Source organism: Enterococcus pernyi, assembly GCF_045371165.1.
Taxonomy (GTDB): domain Bacteria; phylum Bacillota; class Bacilli; order Lactobacillales; family Enterococcaceae; genus Enterococcus_B; species Enterococcus_B pernyi.
Genome location: NZ_JBIQDM010000005.1, coordinates 167,223 through 189,849, shown reverse-complemented (window position 1 = coordinate 189,849; position 22,627 = coordinate 167,223). Strand labels below are relative to the sequence as shown.

Below are 22,627 nucleotides of genomic sequence, written 5' to 3'. Positions count from 1 at the left end.
TATCTGAATTACTCAATCGCTTGCTTGACGATTTCTTGCCAAAAATGAAAATATTCCTCTTCTAAATCGATCGAATCAAGTTCATCCCAAGCAATAAAGCCCTCGTTTACATAAAAGCCATCTTCTGTCATCTTTTTTTGAATCTTTCCTCTATAGTTTTCTCCCTTTTTTGTTTGGATCGTAATTTCTTGTTTGGCAATATAAGCAGTGATTATGACAGTTTCGAAATGATTCTTTACCATTGTCATCGGCAACGCCTCCCTTTTAGTCATTTTCCTCTTCAAAAGCTTGATAAAATTCATCTTTGATCAATTGCAACTCAGCTTGTTGGTTTGGCTTGTTCCAATCGATTGATCGGGAAACTTGTTCGTCATATGTCTTGTTGGTACTAAACTCAAACCATTTCATTTCTTGTTTCAAACCAACGTGACGAATGTTCTCCCAGAGAATCTGGTACTGGTCAATCGTCAGATATTCTTCATCACATTCGCCTAAGAAAACGCCCTCGATATTTTCTCTATATCGACCAAATTCATCTTTTGTGTTTAATTGGATGGTCACTTTTTGTCGGTAGAGAAAGGACTGTAATAGTACTTGGTCGATTTCCTCTCTCGTCATTTGCAATTGGGGAGGGAGGTCTTTTAAGGCGACTGCTGCATTTTCTTCGATCCCTTTAACTAGCTCATCCATGGCAAAAGCGGTTCCCCATTTCAAGCCAAAGGGGCGATCACGGTATTCATTGTAATCGAGAAATTCTTTTTTCGTGCGTCGCATGTCCCTCACCTTCAATACCAGCCATTCCGCCAGCATGACCGCCTACAAGCGAACTGCGGGCGATTGCTCGACCACCTTCTAGTAAACTATGTGCATGGACGATTGCTTTAAATCCATATTTTTGTCGAATCTTATCCACGACAAAGTCAATCTTTGCCGCATTGACTTGCTCTTTAGGATCATCGAATAGATTCAATTGCAAGCCAGTCGCATAAACTAAGCGAGAACAGTTGACGCCGATACTTCGGATATCTTGCCGTTGATAATGTCGATCAAAAATCATCAATAGTGCTTCTGCTAAAACATGACTGGCATTGGTCGGCTCGATTTTCATCTGTTGGTGAAACCCAGTTTTTCCTGAAACATCTGTGTAGCCCAAAGAAAAGCCGACCCACAGACTAACTACTTGTGCTTTTGCTTCTTCTCGTCGTAAGCGTGTGCCTACTTGATCTGCCATTTCCTTGATCACGATTTCAATCTCTTCTCGGCGGGTATAGTCCTTATTGAGGATTTGACTATTTCCGATGCTTTTTGATTTAGGGGTGTAGACTTCACCAAGAAAGCTCCGATCGATTCCCCAGGCATGGGCATAAAGTTGTGTACCAATTACCCCCATTGCACTTTTTAAACGATAGTAATCCGCATGTGCAAGCTCATAGATGCTATGGATGTTCATTTTATTTAAACGAATCGCTGTTTTTCGACCGATCCCCCAAAAATCTGTCAGCTGAGGAATCCGCCAAAGTTTTTCAGGGACGTCTTCATAACGCCATTCGGCGATCATGTCTCGGGTATCCTTCGCTTCATTATCCAGAGCTAATTTTGCCAATAGTGGATTATCACCGATACCGATCGTGGTATAGATCCCTGTCTGGTCATAAACGTCTTGACGAATTTTTTTTGCAAGTGTCCGGGCATCAGGAGCATCGAACAAATTCAAACTATTTGTGATATCCAAAAAACTTTCGTCGACCGAATAGACATGATGGTTACTCTCGTCTGCATAGGTTTTATAAATCGCATTGATTTCTTTGTTCTTCTCCATATAATAAGCCATTCGTGGTGGGGCAATATATAGATCACTGGGATAAGGAAAGGGCAAATCACGCGCACGACTGATATTCGTGATCCCGTAGGCTTTTTTTGCAGCTGGACTAGAGGCAAGGATCAACCCGCTACCACGTTCTTCCCATGAATTTCCGGGGTACGACATAACAACTAGTTTGGTTGTTAAAGGGTCTAAACCAAGTGAGACACATTCAACAGAAGCATAGAACGACTTACAATCAATACATAAAATATCTCTAGAAGGTTCTTTATGATAGTCAAATACAGGATTTTGATTTTTAAACATAACAGTCACCTCTTCTACATGATTAGAACACACGTTCGCGTTTTTTGTCAACGAAAAAATCAATAGGAACTTTAAAAAAACATCGGTCTTCTAAAGGATCATTAGCATAAAGAGAAAAAGATTTGAAAAAGTAGTTGACTTATTTCAGAAAGAAATCTATACTTAAACCAATCTTAAATCAGTTTGGAGCGATTTCTTATGAAAATCACATTGAATTCACAACTGAATACGTATTACTTTAGCTATTTTAGATAGGTTTGTATTCATGACATTCATGGGTGCAAACACAACGTTTGTATCTATGATGGCTAAGGATGTTTGAGATGACTTGTCCGCCACATAGATGAAAATCTATAGTGGCTTTTTTGTTAGAATTGGTGAAGGCCCACTGTAGATTTGTCTACGGCGGGCTTTTTTTATACCTAACGAAAGGAGAACCACATCAGTTCATTTTCCAACGAGTTATTTTAAGTAAACAACGAACGATTTTCCATTGTCGATCAAGTGTTCAAACAGTGATAAAAAAATAAAAATAAAAAAGGATGTTATCTTATGATTTTAATTATTAAACCAGGAATTGAAGTAAACCAACTAGAACCAGTACTTTCACGTATCAAGGAAGAGGGCTTGGACGTTCAGATCAACCATGGCAAAGATCGTCTTGTTTTAGGATTGATCGGTGATCCAAAAATTATCCAAGGTGTACCATTTGAAAGATACGACACGGTGGAGCGTGCAGTAAAAATCTCTAATACGTACAAACTGACTTCTCGAGAATTTCATCCGCAAGATACAGTCGTTGATGTGGATGGTTTGAAAATCGGTGATGGTAGTTTTGTGACGATGGCTGGTCCTTGTTCAGTAGAAGGCGAAGAACAAATCATGGAAACTGCTCGTATGGCAAAAGCTGGTGGGGCAACAGTCCTACGTGGAGGAGCCTACAAACCTAGAACGTCACCCTACGCTTTCCAAGGATTAGGAGAAGAAGGACTGAAAATGATGCGTAAAGCAGCGGATCATTACGGCTTAAAAGTCATTACCGAAGTCATGGATGAAGCCCATATCGATGTCGTTTGCGAATACACAGATATCATTCAGATCGGCGCCAGAAATATGCAAAACTTTCGTCTATTAGAAGCTGTTGGGAAAACAGGAAAACCAATTGGCTTGAAACGCGGGATTTCAGGAACGATCGAAGAATGGTTGAACGCGGCGGAATACATTGCGGTACAAAACAATCCAAACATCATCTTTATCGAACGTGGTATTCGTACTTACGAAACAGCGACACGCAATACCTTCGATCTAAGTGCTGTACCGATCATTAAAAAATTAAGTCATTTCCCGATCATCGTTGATCCAAGTCATGGTACAGGGGTTTGGGATCTCGTATCACCAATGGCAAGAGCCGGTGTTGCTAGTGGCGCAGATGGGATGATCGTAGAGATCCACCCTGATCCAATCCACGCATGGTCAGATGGACAGCAATCATTGAATGAAAAGAACTACCTACGAATGATGGAAGAAGTCGAGATTTTAGTTGAAGCAATGAATAAAATCAAAGCCTTATAGAAAAGAGGAGCGTCATGTTAGAAGTTGTCTTACCAGAAAAAAGCTATGAGATCATCATTGAACGAAATGCACTCGATCATGTGTCTGAGTGGATCGAAGGAATCTGGAAAAATAAAAAAATCGCGATTATCAGTGATACGAATGTTTTTCCGATATACGGCGAAAAAATTTGTCAACAGTTGCGGGCAAGCTACGAAGTCGTCCATTATGTTGTTTCAGCTGGGGAGAGCAGCAAATCATTCGACATGGCAGCTCACCTCTATGCGTTTTTAGCAGAAGAACAATTTACGCGTAGTGATGCGGTGATTGCGCTTGGAGGGGGAGTGATCGGCGATTTAGCCAGCTTCGTTGCTTCCACCTATATGCGAGGGATTTCATTTGTCCAGATCCCGACTTCCCTACTGGCACAGGTCGATTCAAGCATTGGAGGAAAAACAGCAATCAATGCACCCATGGCGAAAAATATGATTGGGACATTTGCACAACCAGACGGGGTATTGATCGATCCAGAGACGTTAATGACGTTATCAGAGCGTAGAATCCAAGAAGGGATCGCTGAGATCATCAAGTGTGGTGCAATCAGTGATGAAACGCTATGGCAAGATTTGGCAAAATTAACAGGAGTTGCTGACTTACTGGCTAATAGTGAAAAAATCATTGAAAAGGCGTTGCGTGTGAAGAAACAAGTTGTTGAAGAAGATCAATTCGATAACGGGAATCGTTTGTTACTGAACTTTGGCCATACGATCGGACATGCCATCGAAAATACTGCTGGTTATGGTCAGATCAGTCATGGCGAAGCCGTAGCGATCGGTATGGTGCAAATCACCAAACAAGCCGAAAAGATGGGAAAATCACCAGTGGGCATCACTGCGCAATTGATCCAAATGATCGAAAAGTATCAGTTACCGATCAAGTACCAACCTTGGGAGGAGCAATCCCTTTATGATGCGATCACCCACGATAAAAAGGCACGTGGAAAGACATTGAAAATTATTTTATTAGATAAAATCGGACAAGCAAGAATCCAAGAAATTCCGCTTGAGTCCGTGAAAGACTATTTAAAGGAGGGGAACTAAATGCGTTTTTTAACAGCAGGAGAATCTCATGGTCCACAGTTAACTGCCATTATTGAAGGTATCCCGGCAGGTTTAGAAGTTTCACTTGAAAAAATCAATGAAGATCTTGCGAGACGACAAGGGGGGTACGGTCGTGGTGGCAGAATGAAGATCGAGAAAGATCGTGTCCAAATCACCTCAGGTATTCGACATGGTAAAACGCTTGGTTCGCCAATCACAATGATCGTGGAGAATAAAGACTGGAAGAATTGGCAAACGGTGATGTCAGCCGAGCCAATCGAAGAAAAACATGTCACACGTCGTCGAGTAGCCAAACCTCGTCCAGGACATGCGGATCTAGTTGGTGGAATGAAATACCAACATCAAGATCTTAGGAATGTGTTAGAACGGTCTTCAGCTAGAGAAACGACCATGCGTGTAGCAATCGGCTCTTTAGCAAAACAGATCCTAGCAGCACTAGATATTGAAATTGCCAGTCACGTAGCAGTTCTTGGAGGGGTCAAAGCAACGATTCCTGAAGTGCTACCTGTGGCGGTGATCAAGGAAAAAACAACGATCTCCGAAGTCAATATGGTAGACCTTGAGATCGAAGAACAAGTCAAAACATTGATCGATGAGACGAAAAAAGCAGGTGATACCTTAGGTGGTGTCGTCGAAGTCCGGGTTGAAAATGTACCGGCTGGTTTGGGTAGTTATGTCCAATGGGATAAAAAATTAGATGGAAAATTAGCACAAGCCATGCTGAGTATCAATGCCTTCAAAGGGGTAGAATTTGGGATCGGTTTTGATGCAGCGACTTTACCAGGTTCTAAAGTTATGGATGAAATCACCTGGGATCAAGAACAAGGCTACCGCCGGACAACCAATCATTTAGGTGGATTTGAAGGTGGGATGACAAATGGGGAACAAATCATCGTTCGTGGTGTGATGAAACCGATCCCTACACTTTACAAGCCGTTGATGAGTGTGGATATCGACACGAAAGAAGCCTATAAAGCAAGTGTCGAACGTTCCGACAGTACCGCTGTACCAGCAGCTTCTGTGGTGGCTGAACACGTCATTGCAACAGCACTTGCCGTGGAGATCCTTGAACATTTCCCAGCGGATAACATGAGTGAGCTGAAAAAATCTGTTGCCAGTCATCGGCAGATGATCCAAGACTTTTAGTGAGGAGACTGATATGAAGAAAAAGGTATTTGTCTTAGGTTTAGGTCTGATTGGTGCTTCGCTTTGCCGAGCCATCAAAGGATCGAATGTGACTCTTTATGGATGGGATCATTCAGCAGAAACAAGAAAAATTGCAGAAGAAGTCCAATTAGTGGATCATCTGGTGTCTGGGATCGAAGAAGCAAGTCAAATGGATGTTATTTTATTAGCGGTTCCTGTACAAGTTAGTTTGGACTATTTGCAACAATTAGCGACACTTCCGCTAAAGGAAACTGTATTGGTCAGTGATACTGGCAGTACGAAAGCAGCAATCATGACAGCGGCTAAGGAATTACCTTTTACTTTTATTGGTGGACACCCAATGGCAGGCTCGCATAAATCTGGAGTAAAAGCCGGCAATCCTAATTTGTTCGAGGAAGCTTATTATATATTGACCAATGATCATGAGAGTGATCGTGTAGCTGAACTGATGGAACTATTAGAACCGACTCGAGCAAAATTTGTATTGATGGAAGCCAAAAATCATGACGAGATCGTCGGCGTTTTAAGCCATTTGCCTCATATCGTGGCTGCTGGTTTAGTGCAAACCAGTGATGAACTCAATCAAAAACATCCAAGAGCCTCCCAACTTGCAGCCGGAGGGTTTCGAGATATTACGCGTATTGCTTCTTCTGATCCAAAAATGTGGACAGATATCTTATTAACGAATCAAGAAATCATGCTGTCTTTACTAGAAGAATGGCAATCCTCCATGGAAACATTGAAAACACAACTTGCGAGAAATGATGAAGAGGCCATTTATCGATTTTTTGCACAAGCGAAGCAAACAAGGGATCAGTTGCCGAAGAAACGACAAGGAACGATTCCAGCGTTCTATGATCTATACGTTGATATTCCGGATATTTCCGGTGCAGTTGCTAAGGTGACAACGGCTTTGAGCCAAGCAGATATTTCAATCATCAATCTAAAAATACAAGAAACTAGAGAAGATATTTTCGGAGTCCTTGAATTGTCCTTCAAAAATCAAACCGATTTAGAAAAAGGACAAGCATTGATTCAAGCGGAAAATTTTCACTGTTGGATCAGGAGTTGAGACAATGCAATTACTTAATGCTACACATGGGATCAAAGGTGAGCTAACGGTTCCAGCAGATAAATCGATTTCTCATCGCAGCATCATGTTTGGTGCAATCAGTCATGGAAAAACGACGATAACGAACTTTTTAAAAGCAGAAGATTGCTTGAGTACGATGTCCATATTTAGACAATTAGGTGTGAGAATAGAAGAGGAAGAAGAGAAAATCCATGTTTATGGTTATGGCGTAGAGGGATTACAAACACCAACAGAACGTTTAGATGCAGGTAATTCTGGTACAACGATCCGTTTACTTTTAGGGATTTTAGCTGGAAGTAAGATTTCGGCAGAAGTGTCTGGAGATGACTCGTTGAATCGTCGCCCGATGGGGAGAGTGATGAATCCTTTACGTGAAATGGGTGCAGATCTTAAAGGGATCGAACATCCAGATCTACCACCTTTACGAGTGACTGGTGGGCCTTTGAAACCAATCGAATATGAGATGCCGATTGCCAGTGCGCAAGTCAAATCAGCGATTTTATTCGCGGCACTTCAAGCAGATGGTGAGACAACGATCATCGAAAAAGAACGCTCACGGAATCATACAGAAGAAATGATCAAACAATTTGGTGGAGAAATCAGAGTAGAAGATAAAGTGATCACACTTGCTGGCGGACAACGGTTAGTTGGACAAAACGTGGCGGTACCTGGGGATATTTCGTCAGCAGCCTTTTATCTAGTCGCAGCAAGTATTTTGCCAGATAGTGAAGTCTTATTGAAACAAGTAGGAATCAATCCAACACGAACAGGGATTTTAGATGTATTGATCGAAATGGGGGCTTCGATCCAAGAAATGCAAATCGATCAACAAAATCAAGCGGCTGACTTAATGGTACGTTCTGCCAACTTGCAGGCGTGTACGATCGAAGGAGAAATCATTCCTCGCTTGATCGATGAATTACCGATTTTGGCATTAGCTGCAACACAAGCACAAGGCACGACGATCATTCGGGACGCACAAGAATTAAAAGTGAAAGAAACAAATCGCATCGATGCGACAGCGGAAGAATTGATAAAAATGGGCGCAAACATCGAAACAACAGATGATGGGCTGATCATTCATGGTCCGACACCTTTGCATGGGGCAATTGTTGACAGTCATGGGGATCATCGCATTGGCATGATGTTACAGATTGCCGCATTATTGACCGATGAGCCAGTTGAATTGAACCATCCAGAAGCGGTAAATATTTCTTATCCTGACTTCTTCACTGATCTAGCTGGTCTGATCAAGGAGAAAAACTAATGGCTGCAATTGTGCTGATTGGTTTTATGGGCGCCGGTAAAACAACGATCAGTCGCAAGCTTTCTATGCAGTTAAAGAAACCATTGATCGATATGGATACAAAACTAGTCGAGGAGTTTGGCTGTTCGATCAGTCAGTATTTTGAATTACATGGCGAAGCTGCCTTTCGACAGGAAGAAACGAAGCTACTGAAAAACTCATTGCAAGAAGAAGCGATCATTGCGACAGGTGGGGGAGTTATCCTACAAGAAGAAAATCAACGACTGCTGACAGATCATCTGGTGGTTTACTTAAAAGCTGATCCCGATCTTTTGATCAAACGTATCCGCCAAGATCACAAACAAGCCCGTCCGTTGGCACTCGATAAAGATGATACAGAGTTAAAAGAATTATTTTTTTCGCGGAAAAAACACTATGAAACATTAGCAGATCTTACGATAGAAACAACTGGTAAATCACCAGCAGAAGTTGTCTCAGAAATCATAAAGCAGGTGATGAATCGATGAAAATTGGTTATCTAGGCCCAAAAGGTTCCTTCACATATAGTGCAGTAAAGAATTATTTCAACGAAGGCGATTGGTCTCCGTATCAAGCTTTAACAAATTTGATTGATGCCCAGATCAACGATGCGATCGATTATGCGATGGTACCGATCGAGAATTCCATCGAAGGTTCTGTATTGCCCACATTAGACCATGTCTATGAAACCTTACCAACGATCCAAGGAGAAATCGTTTTACCAATCAAGCAACAATTGATGGTACATCCTAAGCATCAACAGATGTGGCAAGAGGTAACAAAAATCTGTAGTCATCCGCAAGCGTTGGCACAATCGCAAGTATTTTTGAAGCAACAGTTCCCTGACGTGGAAATCGAGCAAATGGGTTCGACTGCCCAAGGTGCCCAACAAGTTGCCGAGCATCCTGAACAAAAAATCGCGGCAATCGGACCTAAAGAAGCTGCGGAACAGTTTGGTTTGACCATCGTTCAGCAAGATATCCAATCGATCCGCAACAATGAAACCCGTTTTTGGCTACTAGGTTCCTCACCGATGTCATCTCAATTACCAGTCAGTACTTACAAAGCAACGCTATTTGTAGACTTGCCAGAAAATCGCCCAGGTGCGTTATATCAAGTACTTGCGGTGTTTGCAGAACAAAAACTTAATTTGACCAAAATCGAGTCTAGACCGCAAAAAACCTCGTTAGGTGAATACTTTTTCGTGATCGAAGTAGAGATTGAACAGGCAGATACAAAATTGAACGAAGCAATCAAACTACTGGAACAGCGAGCATTTCCGGTCCAATTGATCGGAGAATATCCAGTGTACCGTAGCCGTGAGGATAAAAAAGCGACATACAGAAAATAAATCAAAGCAGCTGAACCTAGATAGCTGCCTTGGTTTTTTTTGAATAATTTTTCTATATTTGCTTTTACACGTATAGCACGTGTTTTTTATTTTTTTCACGTGTTACACGTGTTAGTATAGATATGTCAGGAGGTATTGTAACAATGCCAATGACATAACAGGAAATGGTCAAACTCTTGATTTCCATAAGTGGGTTAAAAGTTAAAGGTGGAAAAGGTTCTCATATAAAAGTGAAACTACCAGGAGTAAATCGACCAATTATTGTTCCTTCCAAGCTACCTAAAGGGACAGAACATGCGATACTGAGGCAGGCAGGGTTAAAATAGCTTTGTTCCTGCTTCTTGAGAGAGGAGGAGGATCATGCTTATTTCATATCCGGCATTATTCTATTCAGAAACAAGTGAAGGCTATGACTCGGGATTTTCTGTTTTCTTTCCAGATTTTCCGGAGATGGCTGGTACAAGCGGATCTGACATTCCTGAAGCGCTCGAAAATGCCTCTGATTACTTAGGTATTCTTTTGGCGGCTGAGATAGAAGAAGACCGAACATTACCTGAACCATCTCTTATCAGTTCATTGTCACTTATAGAAAATAACCCTTTTAAAAGTGACTCTGAGTTCATATTAGAATATGATGCTGAAAAATCATTTATTTCAATGGTCTCTGTAGATCTAACAGAATATTTAGGCACAGAGGAACCTGTAAAAAAGACGTTAACGATCCCAAAATGGGCAGATAAGTTAGGTAAAGAAATGCATCTAAATTTTTCAAAGACATTGACTGAAGCCATTGTTCGTGAAAAACTAGGTGCTTAACTTTAAAAGAGAAACTATCATCTTTCTTTTAAATAAAATAGGTTATAAATCATAAACAGATGATTTGCACACTTTTCTGAAATCCTTTAGGCTAGAATCAAGCGATAAGAAAGGAAGAGGAAAAATGGCAAAAAAAATTGCAGCAATCGTAACTGATTTAGTCGAAGATATTGAGTTGACTTCACCAAAAGAAGCATTGGAAAATGCGGGGAATGAAGTGACAACGATTGGTTTTGAAGCAAACCAAACGATCAAAGGCAAAAAAGGTGGCGAGTTCACGATCGATCGCAGCATTGATGAAGTTTCTCCTGAAGATTTCGATGCGCTCTTGATCCCTGGAGGATTCTCACCGGATCAATTACGTAAGGATCAACGTTTTGTTGATTTCGTTACTTACTTCTTGAAAAATGACCAACCGTTATTTGCTATCTGTCATGGCCCACAATTGTTTATCCAAACCGGTCTAACAGAAGGTAGAACAATGACTGCTTACGATACTGTTCGTCCAGATGTGGCTTACGCTGGCGCCAATGTCAAAGATGAAGCAGTGGTGATCGATAATCAATTAGTTACTAGCCGTACACCAGATGACTTGCCTGAATTCAACAAAGCAATTGTTGAGATCTTGGGTTAAACGACTGAACACTTTGTAGCGTTGCAAGTCAAAATAGTGATACGAGGAATAAAGAATTTTAGAATGATTTGGGACAGAAAGAATGCAAATACATTCTTTCTGTCTTTTTAACTGAAAAAGAAATTTATAATTAAAATAAGATGCAACTAATCAACAGCTGATTTTTAAATTTTTTCAAAATTATTTAACCTAGATTCAAAATCATGATTCAATAAAATATGCGCCTGAGTTTGATTGTTTGCCAAGCCCAGACGCATGTTTCTGTTTTTAACTAAATTTTCGTCGTACCGCTTCCGATATGTGCTACATAAAACTCTGGCTCATATCCTACAACCTCTAAATAACGTGCATGGACATTTTCTTTAAAGGCGGGGATTTCCTCTTCTTTGACTAGAGCGATGGCACAGCCACCAAATCCTGCGCCTGTCATTCGTGCGCCTAATACACCAGGTTGCGCTTGTGCGGCATCTACAAGTGTATCTAATTCGATGCCTGTGACTTCGTAATCATGACGGAGTGAGTAATGAGAATCATTCAATAATAGACCGAAAGCTTCTAAGTTTCCTTGCTCTAATTCAGCTTTTGCTTTTAATGTTCGTTGATTTTCAGTGACGGCGTGACGTGCGCGACGGATCAAGGTATCATCGCCAATCAAGTCCGTATTCGCTTCGAAAGTCGCTTCATCTAATTCGCCTAAAGCTTTGATGTCCAGCTTCGTTTGTAGACGTTTCAAGGCTTCTTCACATTCGCTGCGACGTTCATTATATTTTGATTCCGCTAATTCACGTCGTTTATTCGTGTTCATGATAACCACGGCGTAGCCATCTAATTTAACTGGGACCATTTCATAGTGTAATGTATTCGTATCTAGCAAGATGGCATGGTCGATTTCTCCAAAACCGATCGCAAATTGATCCATGATCCCTGAATTGACACCAATGAATTCATTTTCTACTTTTTTTCCAGTTTGAACGAGTGTCAAGCGATCGATCGCTAAATCAAACAAATCTTCCAGAACAACCCCCACTAATAATTCTAACGAAGCACTGCTAGAAAGTCCGGCACCATTAGGGATCGTTCCTTCAATCACCAATTCAAAACCGCTCTCGATGGTATAGCCAGCTTCTTTTAGTTTCAAGATCATTCCTTTGACATAATTTGCCCAGTTGTCTTTTTTATCAAATGTCAGGTCATCAAGCGTGAATTCGATCACGCCGATTTCCTCAAAGTTTGTTGAGTAAACTAATACTTTGTTGTCTTCTCGACGTGCAGCAACGCCGTAAGTGCCATAAGTGATTGATGCAGGAAAAACGTGTCCACCGTTGTAGTCCGTGTGTTCACCGATCAAGTTGATTCGCCCAGGTGAAAAATAGTTTGTTGTTGGTTTTTCACCAAATAATTCATTGAATTTCGTTGTTAAATGTGCTGTTTTATTCATCTGTCTTGTTCCTCTCTTGCTTCAAGTTTGAATTCTGTAATCGTCTCAAATGGTGTTTCCGGTACCAAAGATATGTCGCCGAAAGAAGGGTAACGTTCTGCTCCTGGAGCGATTTGTGTTTCAAAAGTGATGCCGCCATGGTTCGCTAAACGTTGCCCGCGCATTTCAGGTGTATCTTCCCCAAAGTTGGCAGTGAAAATGACGATACTCGATGCATCCGTCCTGACACTGACTTTGATTGTTTCATCTGGACTTAAAAGAGAAGCGGCCGTTTTATCTAAGCCTGTGTCCTTTAAGAAGAACGGATGATCGATTCCATCAAATAATTCTTTTTGTGGAAAGTCACTGGTGAAAACAGTCGTTAGTTTTGTTGGTGTTTGAAAATCAAACGGTGTTCCAGTCACTTCTATTTGTTCACCTGTCGGAATGCTATCTGGTCGTAAAGCAGCAAAGGTTTGACTGTTGACCCACAAAGTATGGTCATCGATTGGTTGCGTCACATCACCACTCAAGTTGAAATAAACATGATTGGTTGGGTTGAATAGTGTCAATTGATCACTGACTGCTTTCGTTGTGACACGCCAAATATTATCTTCTGTAAGGGTATAGCGAACTTCTACGGATAAATTCCCTGGAAAACCACGCTCTTTGTCGGGACTAGTCGTGGTAAAGACCACAGTGGCTTCTTGTTCGCCATCAATGATTTCGTATTGCCAGATTTTTTCTTCAAAACTTGGCGTACTGCCATGTAAGGAGTGACCAGTTGCAGGATCGACAGGTAGTTGATACGTCTGGCCGTCGAGGGTGAATTTGCCTGCATCGATCCGCCCAGCAGTTCGTCCGATCGTTGCTCCGATAAAGGCATCTTTTTCGAGATACTCTTCTGCTGAATCAAAACCTAGAATCAACTCTCTACCCATGAATGTCAAACTGACGATCCGTGCGCCTGAATCGGTAACAGCGAGGGTCGTACCCTGTTGATTGGTTAAAGTAATCAAATGTGCAGATTGTCCAAATGTTTTTTTAGTAATGTCCATTTAAGTAGTCCTTTCTTGGTGCTGGATTAGTAGTTGGTGTAGGCGCAGTTTACGCCTAATCAAATTAACTATACCATTAAATGAAGCGTTTACAATGGGGCGTTTACTGTTTTTACCATTCAATCATATCAAAGAAGAGCACTTGCTTGAATGTATTTCTGTGAGCAGTATTTAACTTTTTGTTGCATCTATAGTAGAATAAAGAAAATACGAAAGAGGGTACGTCAATGGAAAAAGCGATTTTTTTGAAAAAAGAACATCAATCCATCTCACAAGAACTATACTTTGACTTTTGCGGTTTTTCTAAAACATTGCCCTTTCATTCATTTGGACCAGCTATTCGTCAAGATTATATTTTGCATATCGTGATGGAAGGAAAAGGAGTCTATCGCGTAAAAGATCAGCAATATCAATTAAAAAAAGGTGATCTTTTTTTGATTAGACCGGGTGATTCTACTTTTTATTTGGCGGATGGTGAAGATCCTTGGGTCTACTGTTGGATTTCCTTCGGTGGGGCAGTAGCCGATAAAATCATTCAACATTCTTTATTCAAAGATGATCAATACACGATGGTTTCTTCAGAAATTGCTAGATATGTGGAGATTATCTTGGCATGTATGAATTACTCGACAAAAAATCTAGTCGATGAGCTGCAATTAAATGCGTTGACGTATCAATTGCTCGCGCTCTTATTAGAAGATGGTGGCTATGTTCATTTAGGAGAACAAAAAAGTTATTCAGCCCTCGCTGTTGATGCGGTACAGTATATCGAAGAACATTACAGCGAGCGTTTGACTGTTGAGGAGATCGCAAAAAAATTATCCGTTAACCGAAGTCATCTCTCTCGTGTGTTCAAAAATCATATGGGGATCAGTATCAAAGAATATATGATTGGTGTTCGCATCAATCGGGCAGCGTTTCTCTTATCTCTGACGGAAGAATCCGTTGAAGCAATCGCTTATCAAGTCGGCTTCAATAGTTTGGTCGTATTTAGCCGCATGTTCAAGAAATTCACTGGTGAGACGGCGACAAACTATCGTAGACGAATGAATAACGAAAAGATCAAAGGAGTTTCCGCAGAACAATTAAAAAAGCAATTAGAAGAACAAGCCATCATTTCTTGGGCGACCTAAGACATAAAGGCATTGTTGACTGGGTTTTTCTTGGGATATGCTAGACTAGAAAACGGGAGGAAAAAGCTATGAAAACATTGATTATTGTCAGCCATCCGACAATTGACACATCGTTGAACCAACAGTTTTTTAAAGAAGCATCCAGCCAGCTATCGACTACTTGGCATCATCTAGAAGCTTGTTATCCAGATGGGGAAATTGATCTTCAAGCAGAACTTGCTTTATTGAAAGAGCATGACCGGATCATCTTCCAATTTCCTTTCTATTGGTATAGCGCGCCAGCCCATTTGAAAATGTGGCAAGACCAAGTGTTAGAAGCGGCAACAGCAGTCTTATCAGGTAAAGAATTAGGGATCGTCTTAACAACCGGCGTGAGTGAAAAAGAATACCAAGCAGGTGGGAAAGAAGAGTATACGATCTCGGAGTATTTGCGTCCGTATCAACGAATTGCCCATAAATTCCAGATGACCTTTTTGCCTCCGTTTGTTTTAGCACAGTTCATGTACTTAACTCAAGAACAACGGTTTGAACGCCTGATCAGTTATCAGCAATATCTCACATTAGTCGAAAAACCTTCACTGATCAATCGGATCGATTGGTTTATCGAACGATTTGCACAAAATGAACGCATCAAGGAAAAAGCACCGATGAAGCAGCAGATGATCGAAACGATGTTAGAAGAAGCCAAAGAAAATATTGAAGATCTGACATTTATACTACAAGAGATGAAAGGAAAGACCTTATAATGGATCAATGGTTGACAGAACAATTAGCCGAATTGAGTACGCAAGCGGATTATGAGGGCAAAGCCTTACTTCATGAAATGTCACGCTTATTTGTCGAAATCAATGAACGGATCGAGCAGTTGCAAGGAGAAATCGATGGAGAATCTTGGAATCATCAAAAATGGTGATTTTTCTTCAGTAATAACATAATAAAAAATGTTCATAACGCTTATTATTTGCTACAATGGAACTACAAGAAAGTTGGTAACGCTATTTTTTTACAGAAATAACAGGTGGTGAATGAAATGAATGAAGAAAATGAACAGCGTGGCAATGTTCGATCAGCTCGAAGACAACAACAGAAACAAGCATCACGCATGCGTATGATGAAAATCGGTGCCGCTGTTGCAGTAGTCTTACTACTGGTTGGTGCAGGTACTGGATTATATCTCCATAGTAGAAACAATGCCAGTGAAAACTCGGTAGCAAAGACGAGTGAAACGACGCAATCGTCCACAGCTTCAACTACTGCTTCATCTGAAACTGAAGCAACACAAGAAAGCAGCGAAGCAACAGAACCTTCAGGAGCTATTTCTGAACAACTACAAGCAGTCGTTGCAGATTATTCGAAGAAAATCGAAGATAAAACCCCAGTGTTGATCGAAGAATACCAAGCAGAGATCCAAAACAATCAAGACGGTGTCAATGGTCTTTCGGTCATTGCCAACCGAAAAGCAAGAGAACTTCAAGCCTTGTCGGATGAAGGAATCAGTAAATTAAGAGGGATGTACCAAGATGCTTCCAACAAGGAGGATATCGACCTAGATACCATGATCAATCAGCTATCTGCAAGTTATACGGCGCAGGTCGCTCGGATCTCCGACATTTATCTGCGAACAAGTGCGGAACTTCAAGCAGCGACACCTAGTAGCGAATCTTCTTCGGAAGAGACGACACCTTCGACGGAAGCGACACCAGAAACAACAGAAACGTCGGAGTCACAAGCCGATCAGTACACGGCACAGTCCACAGAAGATACGAGCAATCAAGCCAATCAAGCAGCTACAACCGTTGTACGTGAAGGCGAAGGTCCAAATCAAATTGCGCAACGGACGGGTGTGCCAGTTGAGACGATCTTGTCCTTGAATGGCATGACGATGGATGATTTCTTCTTTAACCCTGGTCAAGAATTACGTTTGAATTAGGAAGATCAAGAAGAAAGATTCAACTTCAATTGATTAGATGAAGTCACAAAAATGGTTCTTTTTGCCAATTTTTGTGGCTTTTTTGTTCTAAATACGTTTCGTTCTCCACTGGCTCATCATGAGTGGGTTGTGATTGGTTGTTTTTTTGTTAAGATAAAGAAGTGAATGTAACCCGTAAAGGAGAAGATCATGAAAAAACGAGAATTCATCGTCCAAGATTTATTGAGTAAGATCTATCAAGAAGAATTTAAAGATGGAAAATTACCGAATCAACGAAAACTAGCGGAAATCTATCATGTTTCTCGCTTTACGATCCAACAAGCGATCAAAAACCTGGAAGAAATCGGTATTGTCCGTGTCGTTCAAGGATCAGGTATCTTTATCCATGAAAAATGGGTCAAAAATCCCTTGATCTTCAATTCTTTGACACGTACCCCTTATGATCGGATCCATTCAAAAATGATCAGTTTAAACAAAGCACCAGCAACGGCGGATGAGCAAAAAATCTTTCAACTTGATGACGGCGCCGAAGTTTGGACATTTGAACGTATTCGAATCGTTGATTATAAAATCGAGCAGTTAGAAATGTCAAAAATGCCGGTAGCAATGTTTCCCGACTTATCCCAAGAAGTCATCGAACATTCCATCCAAAAGTACGTGGAACAAAAAGGCTATCGAATTTCTCACTATATCACGAGTTATGACCCAATCACGACTTCCAAAGAACAATCAAAAATATTGCTATGTAAACGCGGTACACCAGCCATGCAAATCACGAACCGAGCTATATTAGAAGATGGACAAGTCTATGAATACAGCAGTATCATTGCCATCGACTACTCTGTGACTTACATCCGCCCCTTTGACCGTGAGATCCATCGTTCGAGGATTGATTGAGGATTTGAGTAGTCTCAAAATAGCTTAAGGAAAAAACTTCTGTAAAAATGTAGCTTTTTTGAAAGTTAAGGAAGAAAACATTAAAGCGAATTAGTTGATAGTGCTTTCTTACAAATGCTTGATAAGTGAAGTAAGTTATATTATTTATAATAGAAAATATAAAACACAAAAAAATAACTTACAATAAGTATGAACCAAATAAGTCTTTCAACTATTTGAGCTATTGTTGATTGATTGTATGTAAAAATGATACCAAATTTATAGTTCCTGTTACTGCGTATAAAAATACTCTGTAAACCTAGAGAGAGCATGATAAGTAACTTCATGATCAGATTCGATAGCTGATAGGATTGATCGTTAGTTGTTAGGAAAAAAGTATACAAAGTTAAAAGTTGTAACAACCAAATAACTTGAACAAGTTTTCTCGCAGCTTGGGTTTTATTCGACATAGATGTTTATCCTCCTTAAAATTATTATTGTGATTTAAGTTGATTATATGCCTTTTTTAAGTCAATATTCAATAAGTGTTTAATGAGAATGTGGCATTAAATAAAAGATTAAGAAGGTCTGAGAAACTCTATTGATTTATTTTTGTATTAGTATCTTTTACGTTATAAAATTAAATTTTACATAATAAAATTTGCTGTGTGAGGAGTGATAAATGATGATTAATGTAAAAGCTCGTAAAGTAGGGAATTCTATCTCTATTTCAATTCCTAAACAGTATCAGGTTAAAGCTGGATCAAAATATGTCGTATATAAATCTAAGAATGGAGGATTAATATTCACACCAAAAATAGAAAATCCATTTTTATTGGATGAACCATTTCAAAAGGATGAAGATGAGGGATGGCAAACAATAGCAAAAGAGGAGATTGGGAAAAATGTATGAACCTCAACAAGGTGATTTGATCTGACTTAATTCTACGCCTTCTTTTAGCAGGGAAATAAGAGGGAAGCAGCCAGCTTTAGTTGTTTCCTCAAATGCTTACAATAAAAAAACGAACTATATTATTGTCTGTCCGGTAATGACTGGGGGAACAACTTTTCTGGGTATGTTTCTTTGAATGATTACAAGATACGTGGAAGAGTGAACGCTACACAAATTCATAGTTTTGATACTGACCGGATTATTAGTAAAGAATTTATTGATCGTCTAAGAGGAGACGATTTTCTTCAAGTCAAACAGATTTTAGATTATTCTTTAGAAACTGATTTTTGAAAACTATGTTTTACATAAAAAGCTACTAAGGTTTACACGTGTATTCATTATTATAATAATAGGAATACAGCGGAACCAAAAAAAGCTATCCTTACATATTTCGTGTAAGGATAGCTTTTTTTTGGAATTACGGTGTCACGATCGTGCCGTCTGGTGTACGGCTTTGTGTCCATTCGTGTGGACGATAGACAACTGGAAATTCTGCCGCCTGTTCTTCATTGAATGTGACACCGATCCCACTTTGTTCGATCGGATAGAAAAAGCCTTTTTTTGGTGTGGGGATATTTCCGAAAAGTTGTTTCGTATTTTCAGGAACATCGATGTTTTCTTGGATCGCCGCATTGTGCAAATGGATGTTCAAATGCGTATTCACTGCTAAGCCGATCGGTGTGATATCAGATGGCGTATGCCAAGCGATTCGTATCCCCATCGCTTCGCAAAAGTGTGCCAATTTCAAGGCAGGCGTGATCCCGCCGATTTGTGAGACATGGGCACGCATATAGTCGATTTGACGATTGCGAACTAATTCTTTCCATTCCATTGGATTATTGAACAATTCTCCAGTAGCAATCGGGGTCGTTGATTGACTTCGTAATTGAGCCAACCATTCATTTTGGTTTGGCGGTAGAATATCTTCTAAAAAGAAAAGATTGTACTTTTCTGTTTTTTTTGCAAAACGGATCGCTTGGTTAGGATGCAAGCGTTCGTGAACATCGTGTAACATTTGGAAACGATCGCCATATTTGTTTTGGATATGTTCAAACATGGATAGCGTAGTGGACATGTATTCTTCTTGATCGAAATAAGAGCCAGCAAGTGGTTGTTCAGGTGTTGCTAAATTCGTTGGATTTCCCCCATAAAAACCTAATTGACAACGAATATAACGATACCTTTGTGCGAGAAATGTTTCGATTTCACGATCGAGGTCCTCTAGATTAGCTGCGACAGCATGCGTATACGCAGGAATTGCTGTTCGAGCTTTTCCGCCGAATAACTGATACAATGGCATATCAGCGATTTTCCCTTTGATATCCCAGAGCGCCATATCGACACCTGAAATGGCGTTATTTGTGATTGGCCCATTCCGCCAGTAAGAATTGACATTCATGACTTGCCAAAGGTCTTCGATTTGATTCGCATCGCGTCCAATCAGTAAAGGTTTTAAGTATTCTTCAACTACGGTCTGGACAGCCAAAGGACGAAATTGGAAAGTGCCGCAACCGAAGCCGGTCACGCCTTTATCTGTTTCAACTTTTACGACTAACAAGTTGTGACGATCTGGTTTGATTGCGTAACTTTTTATATTTGTAATGATCGTTGGTGTCATTTTTTTCACTCCAATATACATAAATATGAATCATGTGCATCCTCATTGAAACATGGGGAAGAACATCCTGTCAATTTGGTCTAATAAAAACATCTAAACCGACTAAAAATCAGTCCAATTTTACGTTAGTATTTTTATAAACGTTGATATTAAAGCTTTTTCGTTGGTTATTTACTAAAAAGGACTGGTTTTACAAGTGGCGTTCCACATGCTACTATTTGGGTGAAAGCGGAAACAAGAATCATTGTTTGATGAGAATAAGGGGGAGAACATGTGAAGCATGAAGAAATAGCAAAACAAATCATACAACATGTGGGTGGAGCAAGTAATATCAACAACGCTTGGCATTGTATGACAAGATTACGGTTTGATTTAAAAGATGAGAAAAAAGTGGATTATGCTGCGTTGGAAAAAACACCGAAAGTGGTGGGGACAAAATATCAAAGTGAACAACTGCAAGTCGTGATCGGTACAGAAGTCGCTGACTATTTTGCACCAATTGCGAAAGAATTAGGGTTAGATGAAACAAGTGAACGAAGTGAAGGAGAGAAAAAAGGCGTCGTATCCTTATTTATGGATACTGTTTCCGGTGTATTTGGTCCGATCGTACCAGCAATTGCTGGGGCAGGAATGATCAAGGGTTTGATGGCCGGTTTAGTGGCATTGAATGTCATTTCGAACCAGACGGATACGTATTTGATCATTGATATGATTGCGAGTGGCGTATTTACTTTCTTGCCATTTTTCGTTGCTGCTTCTGCCGCTCGGATCTTCAAAACGAATCCATATTTAGCGATTGCGATCGCTGCAACTTTACAATTTCCCACCATGACGACAGCGGTTGCTGAAGGTTCGATCTCTGCTTTCCAACTGTTTGGTCTCATTCCAGTTCCTGTCTTTAATTATGCAGGAACAGTTATCCCGATCATTTTTGCGGTATTGGCACTCAGCTACATTTATCGTTGGGTGGATAAGTTGTTGCCACAAGTGTTACGAACGGTTTTCACACCAACCATTTCCCTGTTTGTTGCAGGATTGTTGACACTCACAGTGATCGGCCCGATCAGTATTCATTTAGGTAACCTCTTAGCAGCTGGTGTGGCATGGTTATTCTCAATCTCACCAGTGTTAGCTGGTATCGTGGTCGGTGCGATCCGTCCAATTGCAATCTTTACTGGGTTGCATCATGCGATGACCCCAATTGCCTTACAAAATTTTGCGAATCAAGGCTATGACATGTTGATGCCGATGATGTTCATGGCGAACATGGCGATCACTGGTGCGACAGCTGCAATTTATCTCAAGGTAAAATCAAAAGAAGAAAAGTCATTGGTACTATCTTCTGCTGTTTCTGGTCTATTAGGAATCACTGAACCAGCGCTATTTGGGATCTTATCAAAATACAAGAAGGCGTTTATGGCGGCTACAATCGGTAGCTCGATCGCTTCAGCGTTAATCAGTTTCTTCGGTGTTCGGATCTACGGCTATATTTTATCAAGTATTTTTAGCTTACCAGCTTATATCGGTCAGTATTTTGTTTTTGCGGTATTTGGGATAGTGATCGCTTTGGTTTCCTCATTCGCCATCACTTATTTCTTAGTACCAAACGAACAAGCTGAAGATACTGAGTACACGAACGAAGTGAATCTACACGCTGTAGCTAAAGGAGAATATATTCCTTTAGAAGATGTGCCTGATGAAGTTTTTTCAACGAAAATGATGGGGGATGGTTTTGCAATCGAGTCAATCGATGGCGCCATCTTTGCACCGGTCAGCGGAAAAGTCACTACGATTTTCCCTTCCAAACATGCGTTAGGAATTAAAACTAGTAATGGCGTCGAAGTATTAGTCCATATGGGAATTGATACTGTCAACTTGAATGGGGCAGGATTCGATGTACTTGTAAAGGTCGGTGATCAGGTAACCGTTGACACTAAAATTGCTCAAATGGATTTGCCTTATATCCATAGTCAAGGGAAAAAGAGCATGGTCATCGTTGTGATCACGAACATGGATCGTGTGTCGAAATTCTCCGGGGAACGAAACCTAGAAGGGCAGCACCAAGCTGGAGCGCTCTTGGAACGTGCCTTGTTGAATGGGTAAAATGAAAATAGCATGATCAAGAGAACATACGCCATCTTCAAAGATTGGCGTATGTTTTTTGTTGGTAACCTTATTTTTTTGTTTATTTAGTTATCTATATTTTTGTTTAAAGTTATTTAATTTATCGGGTGAAACATGAATAGATTTTATGCGATTCCATGATTTGCTAGGTGTTAGGGGACTTTGATAATACTGGTTTATCAGCTGGTTTTCATTGTTTTATGAGGGCTAGTGGTTTTTAATGCAGTGGGGAATGGTATGGTGGATAGGCGAAAGAGGGGAAATATAAAAAAGATTCATTCAGTGTGTGGAATTCTTCGGGTTGTTTTATTTGATGTTTTTTTTTAAATAAATTATCCTTATTTTAAGAAGCGGTAAGCGCTTTCTATGTAAG

Annotated in this window: 23 protein-coding genes and 1 pseudogene; 18 read left to right on the top strand and 6 right to left on the bottom strand. The window is 40.3% G+C overall.

The annotated features are described in order from the left end of the window. Positions 1-8: 8 nt before the first annotated feature. Genes ACH0AK_RS08185 through ACH0AK_RS08175 form a run of 3 tightly spaced genes read right to left on the bottom strand, consistent with a single transcriptional unit; the run spans position 9 to position 2,128 of the window. Positions 9-248 (bottom strand): hypothetical protein, encoded by a 240-nt coding sequence (locus ACH0AK_RS08185; protein WP_010736276.1) that lies wholly within the window; start codon positions 246-248, stop codon positions 9-11. A 16-nt stretch (positions 249-264) separates the two neighbouring features. Next, entirely contained in the window at positions 265-774 is a 510-nt protein-coding gene (locus ACH0AK_RS08180) for a hypothetical protein (protein WP_023519130.1), read from the bottom strand. Further along, positions 737-2,128 carry a Y-family DNA polymerase gene (locus ACH0AK_RS08175; protein WP_071866707.1) on the bottom strand — a complete coding sequence of 464 codons (1,392 nt, stop codon included), beginning with the start codon at positions 2,126-2,128 and terminating at the stop codon, positions 737-739. The genes ACH0AK_RS08180 and ACH0AK_RS08175 overlap by 38 nt, the downstream gene beginning before the upstream one ends. Before the next feature lie 552 nt (positions 2,129-2,680). Between ACH0AK_RS08175 and aroF the strand changes: the two genes are divergently transcribed. The 10 genes from aroF to ACH0AK_RS08125 all read left to right on the top strand — a co-directional run bounded on the left by aroF (position 2,681) and on the right by ACH0AK_RS08125 (position 11,146). Beyond that, entirely contained in the window at positions 2,681-3,700 is a 1,020-nt protein-coding gene (aroF, locus tag ACH0AK_RS08170) for a 3-deoxy-7-phosphoheptulonate synthase (protein ID WP_019722398.1), read from the top strand. Between the two features lie 14 nt (positions 3,701-3,714). Then, positions 3,715-4,779, top strand: a complete 1,065-nt coding sequence (gene aroB / locus ACH0AK_RS08165) for a 3-dehydroquinate synthase (RefSeq protein WP_023519134.1) — start codon at positions 3,715-3,717, stop codon at positions 4,777-4,779. Continuing rightward, positions 4,780-5,946, top strand: coding sequence for a chorismate synthase (gene aroC, locus ACH0AK_RS08160; protein WP_023519135.1), 1,167 nt, complete (start codon positions 4,780-4,782; stop codon positions 5,944-5,946). It begins immediately after the preceding gene. Between the two features lie 13 nt (positions 5,947-5,959). Continuing rightward, complete coding sequence (locus tag ACH0AK_RS08155) at positions 5,960-7,039, top strand: prephenate dehydrogenase (protein ID WP_023519136.1); 1,080 nt, start codon at positions 5,960-5,962, stop codon at positions 7,037-7,039. A 4-nt stretch (positions 7,040-7,043) separates the two neighbouring features. Continuing rightward, positions 7,044-8,327 carry a 3-phosphoshikimate 1-carboxyvinyltransferase gene (aroA, locus tag ACH0AK_RS08150; protein WP_023519137.1) on the top strand — a complete coding sequence of 428 codons (1,284 nt, stop codon included), beginning with the start codon at positions 7,044-7,046 and terminating at the stop codon, positions 8,325-8,327. Continuing rightward, on the top strand, positions 8,327-8,833 hold the full coding sequence (locus ACH0AK_RS08145) for a shikimate kinase (protein ID WP_010736267.1): 507 nt from the start codon (positions 8,327-8,329) through the stop codon (positions 8,831-8,833). Before aroA ends, ACH0AK_RS08145 begins: the two co-directional genes overlap by 1 nt. Continuing rightward, positions 8,830-9,696, top strand: coding sequence for a prephenate dehydratase (pheA, locus tag ACH0AK_RS08140; RefSeq protein WP_023519138.1), 867 nt, complete (start codon positions 8,830-8,832; stop codon positions 9,694-9,696). Before ACH0AK_RS08145 ends, pheA begins: the two co-directional genes overlap by 4 nt. A 164-nt stretch (positions 9,697-9,860) precedes the next feature. Next, a complete protein-coding gene (locus ACH0AK_RS08135) occupies positions 9,861-10,022 on the top strand; it encodes a type II toxin-antitoxin system HicA family toxin (RefSeq protein ID WP_023519139.1) in 162 nt (53 codons plus the stop codon). A 34-nt stretch (positions 10,023-10,056) separates the two neighbouring features. Then, positions 10,057-10,512 (top strand): type II toxin-antitoxin system HicB family antitoxin, encoded by a 456-nt coding sequence (locus tag ACH0AK_RS08130; protein ID WP_010736265.1) that lies wholly within the window; start codon positions 10,057-10,059, stop codon positions 10,510-10,512. A gap of 124 nt (positions 10,513-10,636) precedes the next feature. Next, positions 10,637-11,146, top strand: a complete 510-nt coding sequence (locus ACH0AK_RS08125; RefSeq protein ID WP_010736264.1) for a type 1 glutamine amidotransferase domain-containing protein — start codon at positions 10,637-10,639, stop codon at positions 11,144-11,146. Positions 11,147-11,417: 271 nt separating this feature from the next. Here ACH0AK_RS08125 and ACH0AK_RS08120 read toward each other — a convergent pair whose 3' ends face one another. Next, positions 11,418-12,584 carry a galactokinase gene (locus ACH0AK_RS08120; RefSeq protein WP_010736263.1) on the bottom strand — a complete coding sequence of 389 codons (1,167 nt, stop codon included), beginning with the start codon at positions 12,582-12,584 and terminating at the stop codon, positions 11,418-11,420. Beyond that, positions 12,581-13,621 carry an aldose epimerase family protein gene (locus ACH0AK_RS08115; protein WP_499796846.1) on the bottom strand — a complete coding sequence of 347 codons (1,041 nt, stop codon included), beginning with the start codon at positions 13,619-13,621 and terminating at the stop codon, positions 12,581-12,583. Before ACH0AK_RS08115 ends, ACH0AK_RS08120 begins: the two co-directional genes overlap by 4 nt. A 227-nt stretch (positions 13,622-13,848) precedes the next feature. Here ACH0AK_RS08115 and ACH0AK_RS08110 point away from each other — a divergent pair, with 227 nt between their 5' ends. The 7 genes and pseudogenes from ACH0AK_RS08110 to ACH0AK_RS08080 form a co-directional block, all read left to right on the top strand. Further along, positions 13,849-14,754 carry an AraC family transcriptional regulator gene (locus ACH0AK_RS08110; RefSeq protein WP_010736261.1) on the top strand — a complete coding sequence of 302 codons (906 nt, stop codon included), beginning with the start codon at positions 13,849-13,851 and terminating at the stop codon, positions 14,752-14,754. A gap of 68 nt (positions 14,755-14,822) precedes the next feature. Next, a complete protein-coding gene (locus tag ACH0AK_RS08105) occupies positions 14,823-15,500 on the top strand; it encodes an NAD(P)H-dependent oxidoreductase (protein ID WP_010736260.1) in 678 nt (225 codons plus the stop codon). Further along, entirely contained in the window at positions 15,500-15,667 is a 168-nt protein-coding gene (locus tag ACH0AK_RS08100; protein WP_010736259.1) for a hypothetical protein, read from the top strand. The genes ACH0AK_RS08105 and ACH0AK_RS08100 overlap by 1 nt, the downstream gene beginning before the upstream one ends. Positions 15,668-15,784: 117 nt before the next feature. Beyond that, on the top strand, positions 15,785-16,684 hold the full coding sequence (locus ACH0AK_RS08095) for a LysM peptidoglycan-binding domain-containing protein (RefSeq protein WP_071866708.1): 900 nt from the start codon (positions 15,785-15,787) through the stop codon (positions 16,682-16,684). Positions 16,685-16,873: 189 nt separating this feature from the next. Next, positions 16,874-17,581, top strand: a complete 708-nt coding sequence (locus tag ACH0AK_RS08090) for a GntR family transcriptional regulator (protein WP_010736257.1) — start codon at positions 16,874-16,876, stop codon at positions 17,579-17,581. A gap of 661 nt (positions 17,582-18,242) precedes the next feature. Then, entirely contained in the window at positions 18,243-18,473 is a 231-nt protein-coding gene (gene mazE, locus ACH0AK_RS08085; protein ID WP_010736255.1) for a type II toxin-antitoxin system PemI/MazE family antitoxin, read from the top strand. A 49-nt stretch (positions 18,474-18,522) separates the two neighbouring features. Next, positions 18,523-18,648 (top strand): annotated as a pseudogene (locus ACH0AK_RS08080) (type II toxin-antitoxin system PemK/MazF family toxin); the annotation flags it as partial. A gap of 282 nt (positions 18,649-18,930) precedes the next feature. Here the strand turns inward: ACH0AK_RS08080 and ACH0AK_RS08075 are convergent. Then, positions 18,931-20,130, bottom strand: a complete 1,200-nt coding sequence (locus ACH0AK_RS08075) for an enolase C-terminal domain-like protein (RefSeq protein WP_071866709.1) — start codon at positions 20,128-20,130, stop codon at positions 18,931-18,933. A 273-nt stretch (positions 20,131-20,403) separates the two neighbouring features. Here ACH0AK_RS08075 and ACH0AK_RS08070 point away from each other — a divergent pair, with 273 nt between their 5' ends. Continuing rightward, on the top strand, positions 20,404-22,233 hold the full coding sequence (locus ACH0AK_RS08070) for a glucose PTS transporter subunit IIA (RefSeq protein ID WP_499796845.1): 1,830 nt from the start codon (positions 20,404-20,406) through the stop codon (positions 22,231-22,233). The last annotated feature ends 394 nt before the right edge of the window (positions 22,234-22,627 follow it).

Excerpts from the sequence above, each read along its gene's own strand:
- ACH0AK_RS08185 (WP_010736276.1), bottom strand. The coding sequence starts at position 248 with ATGACAATGGTAAAGAATCATTTCGAAACTGTCATAATCACTGCTTAT.
- ACH0AK_RS08180 (WP_023519130.1), bottom strand. The coding sequence starts at position 774 with ATGCGACGCACGAAAAAAGAATTTCTCGATTACAATGAATACCGTGAT.
- ACH0AK_RS08175 (WP_071866707.1), bottom strand. The coding sequence starts at position 2,128 with ATGTTTAAAAATCAAAATCCTGTATTTGACTATCATAAAGAACCTTCT.
- aroF (WP_019722398.1), top strand. The coding sequence starts at position 2,681 with ATGATTTTAATTATTAAACCAGGAATTGAAGTAAACCAACTAGAACCA.
- aroB (WP_023519134.1), top strand. The coding sequence starts at position 3,715 with ATGTTAGAAGTTGTCTTACCAGAAAAAAGCTATGAGATCATCATTGAA.
- aroC (WP_023519135.1), top strand. The coding sequence starts at position 4,780 with ATGCGTTTTTTAACAGCAGGAGAATCTCATGGTCCACAGTTAACTGCC.
- ACH0AK_RS08155 (WP_023519136.1), top strand. The coding sequence starts at position 5,960 with ATGAAGAAAAAGGTATTTGTCTTAGGTTTAGGTCTGATTGGTGCTTCG.
- aroA (WP_023519137.1), top strand. The coding sequence starts at position 7,044 with ATGCAATTACTTAATGCTACACATGGGATCAAAGGTGAGCTAACGGTT.
- ACH0AK_RS08145 (WP_010736267.1), top strand. The coding sequence starts at position 8,327 with ATGGCTGCAATTGTGCTGATTGGTTTTATGGGCGCCGGTAAAACAACG.
- pheA (WP_023519138.1), top strand. The coding sequence starts at position 8,830 with ATGAAAATTGGTTATCTAGGCCCAAAAGGTTCCTTCACATATAGTGCA.
- ACH0AK_RS08135 (WP_023519139.1), top strand. The coding sequence starts at position 9,861 with ATGGTCAAACTCTTGATTTCCATAAGTGGGTTAAAAGTTAAAGGTGGA.
- ACH0AK_RS08130 (WP_010736265.1), top strand. The coding sequence starts at position 10,057 with ATGCTTATTTCATATCCGGCATTATTCTATTCAGAAACAAGTGAAGGC.
- ACH0AK_RS08125 (WP_010736264.1), top strand. The coding sequence starts at position 10,637 with ATGGCAAAAAAAATTGCAGCAATCGTAACTGATTTAGTCGAAGATATT.
- ACH0AK_RS08120 (WP_010736263.1), bottom strand. The coding sequence starts at position 12,584 with ATGAATAAAACAGCACATTTAACAACGAAATTCAATGAATTATTTGGT.
- ACH0AK_RS08115 (WP_499796846.1), bottom strand. The coding sequence starts at position 13,621 with ATGGACATTACTAAAAAAACATTTGGACAATCTGCACATTTGATTACT.
- ACH0AK_RS08110 (WP_010736261.1), top strand. The coding sequence starts at position 13,849 with ATGGAAAAAGCGATTTTTTTGAAAAAAGAACATCAATCCATCTCACAA.
- ACH0AK_RS08105 (WP_010736260.1), top strand. The coding sequence starts at position 14,823 with ATGAAAACATTGATTATTGTCAGCCATCCGACAATTGACACATCGTTG.
- ACH0AK_RS08100 (WP_010736259.1), top strand. The coding sequence starts at position 15,500 with ATGGATCAATGGTTGACAGAACAATTAGCCGAATTGAGTACGCAAGCG.
- ACH0AK_RS08095 (WP_071866708.1), top strand. The coding sequence starts at position 15,785 with ATGAATGAAGAAAATGAACAGCGTGGCAATGTTCGATCAGCTCGAAGA.
- ACH0AK_RS08090 (WP_010736257.1), top strand. The coding sequence starts at position 16,874 with ATGAAAAAACGAGAATTCATCGTCCAAGATTTATTGAGTAAGATCTAT.
- mazE (WP_010736255.1), top strand. The coding sequence starts at position 18,243 with ATGATGATTAATGTAAAAGCTCGTAAAGTAGGGAATTCTATCTCTATT.
- ACH0AK_RS08075 (WP_071866709.1), bottom strand. The coding sequence starts at position 20,130 with ATGACACCAACGATCATTACAAATATAAAAAGTTACGCAATCAAACCA.